At 72.8% G+C, this 14,153-nt stretch carries 10 protein-coding genes and 1 pseudogene; 4 read left to right on the forward strand and 7 right to left on the reverse strand.

From position 1 onward, the window contains the following. Positions 1–474: 474 nt before the first annotated feature. Together ACIRD3_RS30330 and ACIRD3_RS30335 are read right to left on the reverse strand one after the other, a co-directional pair. Positions 475–2,421 (reverse strand): glycoside hydrolase family 5 protein, encoded by a 1,947-nt coding sequence (locus tag ACIRD3_RS30330; protein WP_402222995.1) that lies wholly within the window; start codon positions 2,419–2,421, stop codon positions 475–477. Between the two features lie 92 nt (positions 2,422–2,513). Then, positions 2,514–2,741: pseudogene (locus tag ACIRD3_RS30335) on the reverse strand (zinc-binding dehydrogenase); the annotation flags it as partial. A 396-nt stretch (positions 2,742–3,137) separates the two neighbouring features. Here ACIRD3_RS30335 and ACIRD3_RS30340 point away from each other — a divergent pair. Then, positions 3,138–3,767, forward strand: a complete 630-nt coding sequence (locus ACIRD3_RS30340) for a hypothetical protein (RefSeq protein WP_402222996.1) — start codon at positions 3,138–3,140, stop codon at positions 3,765–3,767. A 90-nt stretch (positions 3,768–3,857) separates the two neighbouring features. On the opposite strand, the gene ACIRD3_RS30345 is transcribed toward ACIRD3_RS30340, so the two are convergent. From ACIRD3_RS30345 to ACIRD3_RS30365, 5 genes are all read right to left on the reverse strand, one after another. Then, positions 3,858–4,982, reverse strand: a complete 1,125-nt coding sequence (locus ACIRD3_RS30345; RefSeq protein ID WP_402222998.1) for a DUF4185 domain-containing protein — start codon at positions 4,980–4,982, stop codon at positions 3,858–3,860. Positions 4,983–5,158: 176 nt separating this feature from the next. Further along, the gene (locus ACIRD3_RS30350; RefSeq protein ID WP_402223000.1) at positions 5,159–6,151 is read right to left on the reverse strand and encodes an asparaginase; all 993 of its coding nucleotides are present in this window, start codon (positions 6,149–6,151) and stop codon (positions 5,159–5,161) included. Positions 6,152–6,301: 150 nt separating this feature from the next. Further along, positions 6,302–6,835: a hypothetical protein gene (locus tag ACIRD3_RS30355; RefSeq protein ID WP_402223002.1), complete on the reverse strand. Its 534-nt coding sequence runs from the start codon at positions 6,833–6,835 to the stop codon at positions 6,302–6,304. A 153-nt stretch (positions 6,836–6,988) separates the two neighbouring features. After that, positions 6,989–9,994 (reverse strand): helix-turn-helix domain-containing protein, encoded by a 3,006-nt coding sequence (locus ACIRD3_RS30360; protein ID WP_402223004.1) that lies wholly within the window; start codon positions 9,992–9,994, stop codon positions 6,989–6,991. Positions 9,995–10,003: 9 nt separating this feature from the next. Beyond that, positions 10,004–10,228, reverse strand: coding sequence for a hypothetical protein (locus tag ACIRD3_RS30365; protein ID WP_402223006.1), 225 nt, complete (start codon positions 10,226–10,228; stop codon positions 10,004–10,006). 750 nt (positions 10,229–10,978) lie between these two features. Between ACIRD3_RS30365 and ACIRD3_RS30370 the strand changes: the two genes are divergently transcribed. The 3 genes from ACIRD3_RS30370 (at position 10,979) to ACIRD3_RS30380 (ending at position 14,063) form a co-directional block, all read left to right on the forward strand. Further along, positions 10,979–11,620: a DUF4360 domain-containing protein gene (locus ACIRD3_RS30370; protein ID WP_402223008.1), complete on the forward strand. Its 642-nt coding sequence runs from the start codon at positions 10,979–10,981 to the stop codon at positions 11,618–11,620. Between the two features lie 246 nt (positions 11,621–11,866). Further along, positions 11,867–13,174, forward strand: a complete 1,308-nt coding sequence (locus ACIRD3_RS30375) for an aldehyde dehydrogenase family protein (protein WP_402223010.1) — start codon at positions 11,867–11,869, stop codon at positions 13,172–13,174. A 124-nt stretch (positions 13,175–13,298) separates the two neighbouring features. Next, positions 13,299–14,063 carry a maleylpyruvate isomerase family mycothiol-dependent enzyme gene (locus ACIRD3_RS30380; RefSeq protein WP_402223012.1) on the forward strand — a complete coding sequence of 255 codons (765 nt, stop codon included), beginning with the start codon at positions 13,299–13,301 and terminating at the stop codon, positions 14,061–14,063. Positions 14,064–14,153: the final 90 nt, after the last annotated feature.

Below are 14,153 nucleotides of genomic sequence, written 5' to 3' on the forward strand. Positions count from 1 at the left end.
CGGCGATCGATGGCGTGGTCATGCCCGAGTGGCACGCCGCCCTCTTGCCTCCGGGAGGAGGGGGGCGAATCCCGGGAGTCCGTCATTCCGCCCCTGGGTTCCCGGGGGCGGGGTGGGGTGCAGGCTCCGGGCGCCCGGGGGCCGGCCGGTGGCTGGAATCAGGCTGCGGCGAGGCGATCCGCCCTCCGAGGTAGCGCTGGGTAGAGATGACATGTACTCTGCGTGTCGCTGGTTGAACAAAGGATGCGGGCCCGGCCGCTGCTCCGTGGGGGGAGTCGCGGTCAGGCCCGGTGGCCGGCTGGGGCCCGGTGGGACTCGTGGGGGAGTCGCCGCCGGGCCCGTCGCCGAATACCGGTGATATGCCCACCCGGCCGCTGTCCCAGACCTGACAATCGTCCAGCGGGAGGGCCGTTCCGAGCGCATCCGTCCAGCGTCGGCCGAACAGCGGGATCGTGAGGGTGGTGTGATGCTAGGTCAGCCCAGCGGGCGGCAGAGCAGGGCGTCCGGGACGCCGTAGTGCAGCCACTTCCACGTGTAGGCGACGCCGGCGAGGTACTCGTCGTCGGCGCACTGGCCCTTGTAGGAGCCGGGTGCCCAGTCGCTGCCCGTCGAGCCGCCGCTCGCGGGCCGGTTGTCGCCGTGGTCGAACCACACGGTGCGGCCGCCGGTCGGCAGCGCGGTGGCCGCCGGCGCGCAGAGCAGGGCGGACATCGCGTTGCTCCGCACGCTGTAGCCGACCGCGAACCCGCCGTCCGGGCACTGGAGTTTGTTGTAGCCGGAGGCCCAGTCGCCGCCGGTGACGTACCGCTCGTCGGTGACGGTCGTCCAGTCGGCGGTGGTGGTGCCGCCGGTCGCGGGCCGGCCGGCGTCGGTGCACAGGCCCCGGCTGCTGCCGCGACCGAGGCCGGTCAGGCGTTGGCCGTCGGGGCAGTCGCCCTTGCGGTTGCCGGCGCTCCAGTCCGGCAGGGCGAGCATCCGCCGGGAGACGTTCTGGTCGGCGTGGTCGAGGTCGAGCAGGTTCCAGTGGTCCACCGGGGCGACCGTCCCGGTGCGGGAAGGGGCGGTGACCAGCCGGTTCCAGTACGGGGCGCGCCAGTCCCCCGGGTCCTCCAGGCTCAGTGACCGGCCGGCCGAGTCGTACGAGAGCAGCGCCCAACTGTCGTTCGGTACACCGGCGTTCTGCCAGCCGACCAGGGGCCAGACGGCGAAGTCGGTGTCGTTCGCGGCCAGGATCGCGGTGAAGGCGTCGAACCAGGCGTGCGCCTTGGCGTCGGTGTCGCCGCGGCCGCCGGCGCCGAACTCGCTGATCCACACCGGGGCGGTGAAGTGCTGGCCGGACCGGGTGACGAACAGGGCCTCGTCGTCCACCACCTGCGCCAGCTGCTCGGGGGTGAAGTCCTGGTAGCGCGGGTCGCCGGTGGCGCCCGGGCCACTGGCCGCACCGGTGTTGGCCGGGCCGGTGTAGGCGTAGAAGTGCGCGGAGTAGACCAGCTTGCCGGAGTCGACCAGGGTGTGGGAGAGGGTGCGGACCGGGGTGAGCATCGGGCGGCCGTGGCTGAACGGCGCGGCCGGGATGCCGTACCAGTTGATGCCCTCCATGATGACGAGCATGTCCGGGTCGGCCTGGAGGATGCGGTTTCCGGCCTCCTCGAAGGCGGCGTACTCGTCGTGGCCGTCGCCCAGGCCCCAGTTGGGGTCGTCCCAGGTGTCGCGGCGGACCTCGTTGCGCAGGTCGGCGCCGACCACCCGCTTGTTCGCCCGGTAGCGGTTCACCAGGAACACCCAGTCGTCCTCCCACTGCTGGGTGGACTGGCCGCTGTTCCAGCGCTCGTTGCCGTCCAGGCCGCAGCAGAACCGGTAGCCGGTGGTGTGGTTGTTCAGGACGACCGCGAAGCCGTCGTCGGTCAGCGCGGCCACCACGGCGTCGTACACCTGCAGCGGGGTCCGGCCCCGCAGCTGCGGGTTGGCGGCGACGGCGACGTCCGGGACGGGCACGGTGTCGTGGATCAGGGCGTTGGCGAAGGGCAGCCTGATGCTGTTGACGCCGAGGCGATGGAAACCGGCCAGGATGTCGGCGATCGGGGCGCGGTCCAGGCCGAGCGGCAGGTTGTACGAGACCTGGCCGGCCTGGTTGTTCGCCGGGTCGGTGGTGGAGCCGCTGCCCTCCCAGGTGCCCTGCGCGCCGGCCCAGTTGCCGGACCGCAGTTTGAAGCGGCTGCCGGTGGCGTCGACCACGTAGCGGCCGCGGGTGCTGAGCGGACCGGTCCAGGAGGCCGCCAGCTGGGGCCCGGTGAGCGCGACAGGGGTGGTGGCGGACGGAGTGGCGACGGCGGAGGCGGCGGAGCCGGTCCCCGCCGTCATGGCGACGCAGGCCAGCAGGGCTGCCCCCGCTGCCAGCGCGCGGCGCACGAGCGTGTTCATGGTCGTCCCGGGTGAGTGAGGGAATGGATGACAACCATTCATTCCCCGCTCGCCCGGCCCGAACTCCGCGGTGACGTCGGGGGGAGGAGGCCGCCGCCGATGCCCGAGCTGCTCATGCTGCGCCGGTTGCCGTTCAGGGACTGCAGCGTGAACTGCACGGGCTCCTCCGGGAGTCCGACGTTGACCATGGTCCCGTCGGTGCGCAGCAGCGAGAAGTAGGCGGCGAAGTCCAGCGGGGCGGAGACGGTGGTGAGGATCAGATCGAAGCGGCCCGCGAGTTCCTCGAAGGTCGCCGGGCCGGCGGTCGCGTGGTGGCGGTCGCGTGGTGGCGGTCGGCGCCCAGCCGCTGGCGCCAGGCCACGGCGGAGGCGCCGTAGGCGGGGCGTCCGACCAGCCCCACGGCTCGTAGGCGTCCGGGGCGCCGAGGGGCACCCCGCACGGCGTGGGAATTCGCCCCGGGCGACCGGTTTGTGATCACGGTTCGGTGACCTTCCGGCCCCTGGAGGGCCGATGGTCCGTTCCTGGTGTTCGAAGGGCGGTAGATTTCCCCGGCACACTTTCTTGATCACCACGGGGGATTCACCATTTCTGCTCAGTCCGCCGAGCTGCCCGACACCACCGACCCCGCGGAGACCGCCTCCGCCGCCCCGCTCCAGGGGGCACCCGGGTACGGCGAGGGGCAGCTCACCTGCGCCGTCTGCGGCTCCGTCCCGGCTGTGAACGCCACCATCCGCGGGCACCAGGGCTTCGTCGTCGTGATGCGCTACCTCAAGCGACGGGGTCCGTTCTGCCGCAGCTGCGGCATCGCCACCCACCGGGAGATGACCTCCGACACCCTCTGGCAGGGCTGGTGGGGCATCCCGTCGATGATCGTCAACCCGATCGTCATGCTGTTCAACGTCCCGCAGCGGTTGAAGATCAACAAGCTGTCCGAGCCGGTTCCCGGAGCCCCCGGCACGCCGATGGACACCGGCAAGCCGGTCTACCTGCGGCCCACGATCGTCGGCCTGGTGATCCCGGCGGTCCTCGTCACGCTGCTCTTCGTCCTGTTGAAGGACGACCCCGAGTTCGCCAAGGCCGGCGACTGCATCCACAACAGCAGCGTGCTGGCGATGTCCGGTCTGAACGACGACCACCCGGACGTCACGGTGGTCCGCTGCTCCGACCCGCAGGCGGACGCCCGTGTCGTCGGCCGGGCCGACGACACCACCGACGGTGAGAAGGAGTGCCGCAAGTACCCCGACGCCGACAGCTACTTCACGTACAAGCGGGGGAGCGACAAGTACCTGCTGTGCCTGACCAGCCTCAAGCCGCGTCCGAAACTGACCCTCACCCCGGCGGGCTGACCGGGCCGCCCGGCCGCTCGGCCGCCCGGGCGGGCCGGCTCCCTCCGGTCGCTGACCGGGCCGGCCGCGGCCGGGCGTCCACACCCGGGCTCAGGAGAGCAGCCCGATCCGGTACTGCATGATCCGGTAGTTCGTCGGGTCGTACCACTGGCTGACGACGATGTGGAAGTTGCCGAAGGTCGAGCCGGGCACGACGAAGCCGCCGTACGGGCTGGCCACCAGGTTGCCGACCTCCTGGCCGGGGGTGCCGGGGAGGATCATGGCCTGCTCGAGCGTCCTCGTCAGGTCGGAGGTCGGGAGCGGGAAGACCATCGCCCGGATGGACAGCGGGTCCATGTTCAGCCAGGTGAGGACGTACTTGCCGTCCATGGCGCGGAAGCAGAGCTCGCCCCACTTGCGGGTGCCGAAGACGGTGGTCGGGGCGGGGGCGTTCCAGCGCCAGGCACCGTCGGCGTAGCCCCACGGCTCGTAGGCGGCCGGCTCGCCGAGGCTCTCCTTCCGGACCCGGTGGAGCAGCATGCCCGATTCCACCTCGCGGTTGAAGACGGTGGACAGGACGTAGCAGTAGCCGTCGTCGGCGACGGCGTAGGACTTCTGCTGGAACTGGCCGCCGTGCAGGTCGCCGGGCCATTGGCAGAGGTATTCCCAGGACCGGCCGTTGTCGGTGGAGCGCCAGAAGTCGGTGTGGTGGGTCTCGTAGATGACGCCGCGCATCAGGTGCAGGTACATCATGCCGTCGACGACGAAGGCGTCGGACGGGATCGCCGTCGTGAAGCCTTCGCCGACCGGGTTGTGCGGCTCCTCGACGAGGCTGGTGCCGTGGTCACCGCGGACGATGCCGTCGATGCGCAGGTTGTCGAGGTCGGCGCTGCCGGAGCGCAGGCCGACCGGGGCGTTCCACTGGCCGGTGCCGACCCGGTCGCCGTCGAAGGTGTCGCCGCAGACGAAGAGCATGGTGCCGTCGGGGCACCGGACGGGGATGCCGAGGTCGGTCCACGGTGCGCCGAGCGGCCCGGTCTCGACCGGGCCGCTGAGGTTCTTCAGCTTGACCGCGATGGTCGGACCGGGCGGGTCGTACGGCCCGTTGGCGATCGCGGCGGGAGTGCGGGCACCGATGGCGCCCGCCCCGAGGGTGACCCCGAGGCCGAGCTTGAGGAGCCCGCGGCGGGAGGGCCCGCCGGTGGTCGCGTCGTTCCCGCCCGTGGCGTGGGTCATGCTGTCGACGGCCTTTCCGCATCGGGGAGTTCCGGCAGCTTCCTGCGGCTGCGGACGGATCGCCACCGAGGGTACGGCGGCCCGCCGCCGCTCCTGCGCTCGGTGGACGAACTTTCACTCAAATGGTGTAGTTCCGTGCGAAGTTGACGTACCGTCCGGCATAGGTGGAGGCCCGATCAGTGCGCCTCGGTGCCGAAGGAGGCGGCGATCTCGGCCGTGCTCCGGCCCTGGCCGAGCAGGTGGTGCAGGAGCAGGCGGGCCTTGTAGCCGTCGAGGTGGCCGGCGCGGATCAGTCCGCGGGACAGCAGGTCCCTCTCCGAGCCGGGGAAACCGTACGTCCCTTGCAGGACGGGCCCGTTGCCGATGCGGCCGGCCAGGACGACGGGGATCCGCGTCGCGGCCCGTTCCAGGATCCCGACGAAGCCCTCGGGGACGTGGCCGACGCCGAACGCGGCGATGACCAGCCCGTCGCAGGCCTCCGCCATCGCGGCGAGCAGGGTGCCGTCGTCGCCGAGGGTGGCGGTGTACAGGCCGACGCGGGCCGCGCGCCCGGTCGACGGACCGGCGAAGGTGGTCCGCGGGGCGAGCGGGCCGTGGAGGTGGACGCGTCCCTCGTAGAGGCCTCCGAGGGGGCCGGTGGCCGGCGAGGTGAACGCGGCGGGGCTGGTGCTGTGGGACTTGCGGACGTGACGGGCGGCGTGGATCTCGTCGCCGAGGACGACCACGGCGCCGGCGCCGGTCAACTCCGGTGCCGCGGCGGCGATGACGGCCGCGTGGACGTTCGCCGGGCCGTCCGCCCCGGGGAGGGTGGGGTTGCGCATGGCCCCGGTGACGACGATCGGCTGCTCGCCGGGGTGCCGCAGGTCGAGCAGGTAGGCGGTCTCCTCGATGGTGTCGGTGCCCTGGGTGACCACCGCGCCGTCGCAACCGGTCCGGAAGGCTTCGGCGAGCGCGTCCGAGAGGGCGTCCAGGTCGTCGAAGCCGAGGGAGGCGCCGGGCAGCCGCCGGAAGTCGTGGACGCGCAGCTCGACGTCGAGGTCCCGCAGGGCGGGGACGGCGGCGAGCAGCTCGTGGGCGGACAGGGCGGGCACCACCCCGCCGGTGGCCGGATCGGTGGTCATGGCGATGGTGCCGCCCAGGGAGAAGATCGCAACCGTCCTCGTGGCCAACGCCGTCGTCTCCTTCTCGGGTGATCCGGGGCCGGTCCGTCAGGGGCCGGCCGGCTGGTCTCGCGGCGATCCACCGGTCCCGATGGGGCCGTAACGGTAACGGGCGCGGGCGCGGGCCGGGGGGCAGGGGGTCGCCGTCCGCCCGCCCGGTCAGGCCTCCGGGCAGCCGTGCAGCAGCTCGGCGAAGGCCTCGGAGACGGAGTCGAAGGGGAAGATCCGCTGCGCCGAGGCGCGGTCCGGCGTGCTGACCACGTAGTGCTCGGCGAGGAAGGAGAGGTCGTCCCAGGGCTCCCAGGCGTGGGCGCGCAGCAGGATCCGGCCGCAGCGGGTGCAGCCGATCCACGGCACCAGCACCAGCTTCGCCAGCTCCGGTTCCGGCCAGCCCGTCACCACCTCGGCCTCGTCGCCGTCGTCGAGCAGCTGCAGCGGGGCGGGTCCGCCGTCGCCCAGGCAGCGCACGAGGCCGGGGGCGAGCTGTTCGCGGACGCCCCACTGCTCGGCGAGTACGGAGATCCGCGCCCGGTCCACCGCGGCGACCGGGATCTGGCGGGCGAGCAGGCCCTCGACCAGCATCCCGAGCCCGCTCTCCTGCTCCCCGATGTCCCAGCAGTCCTTGACGTCCTGGGCGGCCGGGGCCGGGAGGAGCTCGGCGAGGCGGTACCAGCGGGTGGTGTCTTCGTCCATGGACAAGGACCCTAACCTCCGCCGCCGACACCCCCGCGACCGGCCGGGGTCCCCGGGCCGGGGCCGCCTCGGCCGGGGCCACCAAGGACGTCAAGGACGCCTCGTGCGGGGTCACCCAGGCCGGGGGCCGCCCCGGGCGGGCCGCGTCGGGCCTCACCGCCCCTGGCGCTTGCGCCTGTCGAGCTGTTCCCGCAGCTGGGTGGCGCGGTTGGCGGCGTAGACGCTGCCCTCGCCCGCGGCGCGCCGGTACCAGTCGAGGGCCTCCGTGAGCCGGCCGGTCTCGTGCAGCAGGTCGGCCGTCTCCCGGACCGCCCTGCGGTCCCCGGCCAGGACGCGCCGGTGCAGCCAGGCGAAGGCGTCGTCCAGGCGGCCGGCGTCCCAGAGCATCCAGACGGCTTCGCGGTGGGCGTCGCGCTGGCGGCAGTCGGCCGCCTTGGTGTACCAGGCGAGGGCGGTGTCGGTGTCCCGGGCGCGCTGGTGGATCGCGGCGATCTGCATGAAGGCCGACTCGTCGCCGAGGGCGGCCGCCTTCTTGTACCAGATCACGGCCATCTCCGGGCGGTGGGTGAGCTGGTAGAGGGACGCGGCGTGGCGCATGGCGACCATGTCGGACAGCCGGTCCGCGGCCAGCTGGTAGTAGTGCAGGGCCTCCTCGTCGTGCCCCTCCGCGCGGAGGAGGTTGGCCAGCGGGCGCAGACCGCCGTCGTTGCCCGCGTCGACCGCGAGCCGGTACCAGCGCATCGCCTGCGCCGTCTCGTCGGCGGTGTGCAGGTACTCGCCCGCCTCCAGCAGCGCGGTGGTCTCGCCCGCCTCCGCGGCCTTCCGGTAGCAACGCAGGGCGGCGTCCCGGTCGCCGGTGTTCCAGAGCAGGCTGGCCTGCTCCATCAGGGCGCTGGTGTCGCCCTGCTCGGCGCGTTCGCGCAACCACGCGAGGGCCTCCTCCGTGCGGCCGTTGCGGCGCAGGAGGGAGGCCGCGGACCGGACCGCCTGGCCCTGTCCCTGCCCCTGGCCCTCGCTCCGGGCGGCCCGCTGGTAGAGGGTGATGGCCTCCTCGTCCCGGCCCTTCTGCCGCAGCCAGTGGCCGGCCTCCAGGGCGGCGTTGGCGTCGTCCGTCCCGGCCTGTTCGCGGAGCCAGGAGATCGCCTCCGAGAGGGAGCCGTTCTCGCTCAGGAGGGTCGCGGCGGGCTGGAACGCCTGGGTGTCGCCGGCCTCGGCCGCGGCCTGGTACCAGGTGGCGGCCTCGGTGGTCCGGCCGCTGGCTTCGAGCAGCGCGGCGCCGACCACCAGGGTGTCGGTGTCGGCCTCGGCGACGGCGGCGCGGAAGGTGTTGGTCTTCCGGGGGACGGGGGCGGCCCGGTTGTTCGTCAGGTACTGCGCGACCGCGCCCCGGGCTTCCGCCTGGGCCATGGCCAGCCGCAGGTCGTGGCCCGCGAGTTCCTGCAGGGCGCGGCGCTCCTCGGCGGTGAAGGTGGCCGGGACCTCGAAGGAGGCCTGGTCGATCATCCTCCGGGCGGAGGCGAGGGCGTCGCGCACCCCGCGGGTCGGGCGCTGGAGCACGTCCGCCGTGCTCGCCACGGTGCCGATCACCAGGACCGGGGCCCGCCGGCGGTCGGACAGGACCGACCGGATCGAGTCCTGGAACTCCTGGGCGAGCTCCTCCTGGGCGGGGTCGAGGTAGCGGTCGATCCGGTCCAGCCACACCGCGGTGGCGGGGCCCGCCGACGCCAGCGCGTGGAGCACGCCCCGGGTGTCCGAGGGATCCGCCGAGTACCACAGGCGCCAGCCCTCGGGCAGGGTCCGGACGGCCTCCCAGCAGCTGCGGGTCTTGCCGGTCTCCGCGTCGCCGCGGGCGACGACGATCCCGCTGGTGCCGTCGACCGCGCGCCGCACGGCGGCGGTGAGGAAGCGGTCGTGCCCGCGTTCGATGTACGGGGCGACCTCCGGCAGGGCGCCGGGCTCGTCCGGGACGTCGAAGGTCGGGTGGACGCCGAGGGCCAGCGGATCGGTCAGGTCGCCGATGGCGTGGCCGAACGGCGGCTCTGCCGCGGCCTGTGCCCACAGCGCGCGCACCCGGGCCGCGGCCGCCCTGGTGTCGGAGCCGGCCAGGTAGGCGAGGGCGACCGCCACCGCCACCGGGTGGTCGGGATCGGTGGGAAGCCGGCCGGAGCGCAGCACCCGGTGGACGGTGTCCCGTTTGGGGAGCGCGCTGAGCGAGTCGTCCCAGCTGATGGCGGTGACGATCTCGGCCAGCGAGGGGGCGCCGGCCGCCTGGTAGGAGGCGTGCAGCGTCTCCATCAGCACCCGGAGCGGGCCGGGCGGCGTCCAGGGGGCCTTCACCAGGCGCTGCTTGCGGCGTCTGCGGACGGCGCCGCCGTGGTCGGGCGGGCCCGGGGCGGCGGCCGCGCCGGGGGACGGCAGGGGCCGGAGCGGCGGCCTCGGGTGTGCGGGCGGTCGGGCGGCGGGTTCGGCCTGCTCGGGCCGGTCGGTCCGGCCGGTCCGTTCAGCCGGTTCGACGGGTTCGGCCCTTTCGAGCCGTTCGACCCTTTCGACCCTTTCGACCCGTTCGACCCTGGCTTGGACGCGCTGCCAGGCCTGCGCCCAGAGGGCGTTCTCACGGGCGGCCGCCGGGGCGTTCGGGTACGTGGCGATCACCCGCATGAAGTCGCAGAACACCCGCAGTCCCGGCACCTTGCCGGGGCGCATCGCATCGTTCATCGTGCTGCGGAAGAGCGGCAGGCCGACCTCCTCGGCCCGCTGCGCGAGCTCGCGGTAGGTGGGCCTGCCGCACGCGGCGCGGGCGGCCCGCATGGCCTCGCCGAGGTGGTGCAGCTCGCTCAGGTCACGGGGATCCCGCCATCCGCCGGCGGTTCCCTTCCCGCCCGGTTCCTCCTCGGGGCGGGCCACCGACTTCTCCCACAGCTCGCGGGCCCTGCGCCGCTTGGCGGCACCGGCTCCGCAGGCCCGGACGTAGGCCTCGACCGCCGGCCACTTCTGGAGCCGCCCCGTGTCGGTGCGGGACAGGGTCGACTCGGACGGCCCTCCGGCCGCCCGCATCTGCGTGTACGTCCTGCCGCTGTGCTCGCGGAGCTCCCGCAGGTAGAGGGCGAGCTCCGCGCCCGGTGCGCCCGGCTGCACTGCCTTCTTCGGCCGTCCGACCATCCGGGACGCTCACTCGCGCCGACGCCCGGCGTTGACGGCCTTGACCAGCCGTCTGACCAGCTCGGAGGCGGCTCCCACGGCCAGGCCGGAGATGGTGATGATCATCTCCGTGGACAAACCGGCCAACGCCAGGATGACGATCGAAGCCAGCACGGCCAGGACCAGGACCACGACCGACGCGGGGATCACCGCGCCGGCGCTCGCCTGATCACGCCGCCTGCGCGGCATGGTCATATGAATTTTCCTCTTGTCGTTCAGCGCACAGAATTCCGGCCACCCGGGCCTCCGGCCGAGCAAGGAGATTGCAGCTCCCGGGTCGGCACGGTGCCAGTGTTCAACACCCGAAGCCGGGCCGGTGCCAGATCTGAGGGACCGCCACCAAGGGCTGAAAAAACGGCAGTTGATTGACCGGTGTTGTCCCAGGTCACGGCCGCGGGATCGATCCGAACGCCCACGTCTCCCGATGCTGTCCGGGTTTTCCGCGCCCCGACCCGCGTGAACGGATTTCTTGCAGTCCTGTCCGGCTTGCCTGAAACAACGCGGGCCGCCGGCCGTGGCAAACGGCGAGGTCGCCCGGTGTGCGACCGGCGATCGGCCCGGCCTCCGCACGGTCGCTGTCCGGTGCCGGGGCATCGCACAGGGGTGGCGGGCCCGTCACAGGTCGCAGATTTGTGGGGTCGTCCCGATCGCACAGAAGCACCCAGGGACCGCGGCCGGCTCCGATGCAGCGGACCGGCCGGCCTTCGGGGGCGCCCCGGCGCCCCCGAAGGTCTGTCCGCCCTCCGTCGCCGACCCGCGAACTCGTCTTCCTGGGGCTGGAGTTCACCCGTGGGCCGGCTGGGGTGGGATCGGCGCGTCTTCCCGCGCCCCGACCCTAGGCGTTGCTCTTCGAGTGTGCTGACATATCCATGTCAAGCAGGGCGCCGGGCGGGACCAACACCCGGACCCGCGCCCCGATCCCGTGCACGATCGAAGGGGAAGCCCATGCTGCTCCGTGTGCTGGCCGCCGCGACCGCCGTCGCCGCCTCGCTGTCCGGCCCGTCGGCCTTCGGCGTCGACTCGCTGCCCACCCCGCCCGACCGGATCGTCATCGACGTCGCGACCGTCAACGGCTCCGGGTGTCCGGCCGGGACGGCCGCCGTGGCGGTCTCCCCGGACAACACCGCCTTCACCGTCACCTACAGCAACTACCTCGCCCAGGTGGGGGTGGGGTCCAAGCCGACCGACTTCCGGAAGAACTGCCAGCTCGACCTGCGGGTGCACGTCCCCCAGGGCTTCACCTACGCGATCGCCTCCGCCGACTACCGCGGCTTCGCCCACCTGGAGAAGGGCGCGACCGGCATCGAGCGGGCCAACTACTACTTCCAGGGCCAGGCCCAGACCGCCTACTCCTCCCACCGCTTCAACGGCCCGCAGGACGACAGCTGGCAGGCGAACGACACCGTCGACGTCGCCGCGCTGGTCTGGGCCCCCTGCGGCGAGGAGCGCAACTTCAACATCAACACCGAACTGCGGGTCTCGGCCGGCACCTCGGACCCGAATCACACCACCAGCTTCATGACCATGGACTCGACGGACGGCAACATCAACACCGTCTACCACCTCGCCTGGAAGTACTGCCCCTGATCGTCCGGTCCTGATCCCGGCCCTGGTCCTGATCCCGGCCCCGACGCTGCTCTCGGCCCTGGCTCCGGCTCCGGCTCCGGCCCCGACCTCGGCACCTCGCCGGGGTCGGGGCCGGACGGGCGCTCGGCGGTAGGCTCGATGATTGACAAACTCAACCTTTCACCCTTAGCGTCGGATCATTGCTTCACATGGTGAAACGTCCATGTCGGCAAACGGAAACCACGCCTCAGAGACCGCGAGCTCCCCATGCACGACAGCATCCCCACAGTGGTCGCCCGGCTGCGGGCCGCATTCGACTCCGGCCGGACCAGGCCGCTCGCCTGGCGCCTGGACAAGCTGGCCGCCCTGCGCACCCTGCTCACCGAGCAGGCCGAGCTGTTCCAGCAGGCCCTGCACAGCGACCTCGGCAAGAGCGCCGCCGAGGCGTACCGCACCGAGATCGGCTTCACGATCAACGAACTCGACCACACCGTCGCGCACCTGGCGCAGTGGCTGGAGCCGAGGCCGGCCGCCGTGCCGGAGTTCTTCCGGCCCGCCGCGGCCCGGGTGGTCCGCGACCCGCTGGGCGTGGTGCTGATCATCGCGCCCTGGAACTACCCGCTCCAGCTCGCCCTGGCCCCGCTGGTCGGTGCGCTGGCCGCCGGGAACACCGCCCTCGTCAAGCCCAGCGAGCTCGCCCCCGCGACCTCCGCCGCCATCGCCGAGCTGCTGCCGCGGTACCTGGGCGAGGAGGCGGTCGCGGTCGTCGAGGGCGCCGTCCCGGAGACCACCGCCCTGCTGGAGCAGCGCTTCGACCACATCTTCTACACCGGCAACGGCGCGGTGGGGCGGATCGTCATGACCGCCGCCGCCAAGCACCTGACCCCGGTCACCCTGGAACTCGGCGGCAAGAGCCCCGTCGTGGTCGACCCCGGCGCCGATCTCGCCGTCACCGCCCGGCGGATCGCCCGCGGCAAGTTCCTCAATGCCGGCCAGACCTGCGTCGCCCCCGACTACGTCCTCGCCATCGGCGACACCGCGGCCGCCCTGGAGGCGGAACTGGCGGAAGCCGTAAGGGAGTTGTTCGGCGAGAAGCCGGCCGAGAGCGGCGACTACGGGCGGATCGTCAACGAGCGGCACTTCGACCGGCTCACCGCGCTGCTCGACAGCGGGCGCACCGTCATCGGCGGCGAGCACGACCGCGGGGCGCGCTACCTCGCCCCGACCGTCCTCGCCGACGTCCCCGCGAGCGCCCCGGTGATGCAGAGCGAGATCTTCGGCCCGATCCTGCCCGTCCTCACCGTCCCCGACCTCGACGCGGCGATCGCGTTCATCAACGAGCGCGACAAGCCGCTCGCCCTGTACGCCTTCACCGAGTCCGCGGACACCAAGCGGCGCCTGACCGAGGAGACCTCCTCCGGCGCGCTCAGCTTCGGCCTGCCGGTCTCCCACCTGGCCATGCCCGACCTGCCGTTCGGCGGCGTCGGTGAGAGCGGCATGGGCCGCTACCACGGCGAGTACTCGATCGACACCTTCAGCCACACCAAGGCCGTCGTCGACAAGCCGCTCGACTGATCCGACTCCTCGGGCCGGATCCCCCTGGTTCCGTTCCCCCAGGTTCCGTCCGGTTTCTTCCGGTTCCCTCCGTTCCATCCGGTTACGTCCCGACCCTCCCGACCCCCTCCTGGAGCACGCGTCCATGACCCCGAACGAGCACGTCGCCGCGGTGTCCGCCGAAACGGACCGGTTCGTCGCCGCCGTCCGGTCCGCCGACCCGGCCACCCCGGTCCCCACCTGCCCCGGCTGGACCCTCGCCGACCTCGTCCGCCACGCGGGCAGCGTCCAGCGCTGGTTCACCGTCCTGCTGCGCCAGCGGATCCAGGAGCGGCCCACCAGCCGGGAGGTCGACCTCAAGCTCCCCGAGCGGGCCGAGGACTACCCGGCCTGGCTCGCCGACGCCGCCGCCGAGGCCGACGCGACCTTCGCGGACGGTGACCTCGACGAGCCGATGTGGGCCTGGGGCGCCGACCAGCACGCCCGGTTCTGGGTGCGCCGGATGCTCTTCGAGACCCTCGTCCACCGCGTCGACGCCGACCTCGCACTGGGCCATGCGGCCGAGATCGACCCGGCGCTCGCGGCGGACGGCGTGGCCGAGTTCCTCACCAACCTGCCGTACGCGGCCGCCTTCGCTCCGCGGACGGCCGAACTGCGCGGCGAGCAGCGGACGATCCGCTTCACCCGCACCGACGGTGACGGCGGCGCGGACGGCAGCTGGCTGGTGCGGCTGCGCCCCGACGGCTTCGGCCTGGAGGCCGGCGCCGCGCCCGCCGACGCCACCGTCTCCGCCACCGCCGCCGAGCTGCTGCTCCTCCTCTACGGCCGGATCGACCGGACGGCCGCCGGGATCACCACGGCCGGCGACCAGGAGCTGCTGGACCACTGGTTCGCCAACTCGGCGTTCTAGAGATCGTCTTCAAAGGTCAGATCCAGAGGAGGATCGAGGCGATGGTGACGGCGGCCTGGTAGGACTCGCGGGTCTTGTCGTAGCGGGTGG

Origin of the sequence: Kitasatospora sp. NPDC093550 (assembly GCF_044764985.1) — a bacterium.
In the GTDB taxonomy this organism is placed as follows: domain Bacteria; phylum Actinomycetota; class Actinomycetes; order Streptomycetales; family Streptomycetaceae; genus Kitasatospora.